The organism is Oleiphilus sp. HI0086, from assembly GCF_001635225.1.
Window position 1 is genome coordinate 1 of record NZ_LWFZ01000082.1, and the last position, 681, is coordinate 681.

The following is a 681-nucleotide window of genomic DNA, read 5'->3' on the forward strand; positions in this document are numbered from 1 at the left end:
TTGGGCCTGAAGGAACGCGTGTTAACGCCATATCAGCTGGCCCCATTCGTACATTGGCTGCATCCGGCATTAAGAACTTCCGAAAAATGCTATCTGAAAATGAACAGCAAACACCACTTAGACGTAACGTGACTATTGACGAAGTTGGCAATGCTGCTGCTTTTTTATGCTCAGATCTAGCTAGCGGAATTAGCGGAGAAGTATTATTTGTTGATGGTGGCTTTAATACTAGCGGCATGCGTTCACTAGAAGAAAGCTAAACCGCTTAGATAACTGCTATTTTAAGGACTACGTCACTGAAAACGGTAAGCACATACTGGTAGTCTATGCAGTCCTTGAGAAGTGCTTTTGTACATGCCTTGTACATCTTTGTGCGACGTTTAATTTTTGTGATGGATACGTATAGTGGAACGTCTTTTTTACCGCATTAGGCTTGCTTTTGTCCTATTGACATTTACCTTCGCCCTAAGTCTAGGCGGCTGCGCAAACATCAAGCAGGCGTCTCAATCTTCGACCTCCTTGTCTAATTTTCTTGGCTTTTCCGAGCTACCTGACTGGTACATTACGAGCAAGTATAGTTATAGTGACTCCCAGTGGATCGAAAACGACTTTAATACAAAAATCCATTATCGCGACGTAGGCGAAGGCCCTGTAATACTTCTACTTCACAGCGAACTTTCC

General features: G+C 43.5%; 1 protein-coding gene and 1 pseudogene. Both read left to right on the top strand.

The window, feature by feature from the left end; genetic code table 11:
* A partial coding sequence (locus A3756_RS01300; protein ID WP_156490168.1) for an SDR family oxidoreductase occupies window positions 1–260 on the top strand: 260 nt, incomplete at its 5' end.
* 145 nt (window positions 261–405) lie between these two features.
* Window positions 406–681, top strand: a pseudogene (locus A3756_RS28490) (hypothetical protein); the annotation flags it as partial.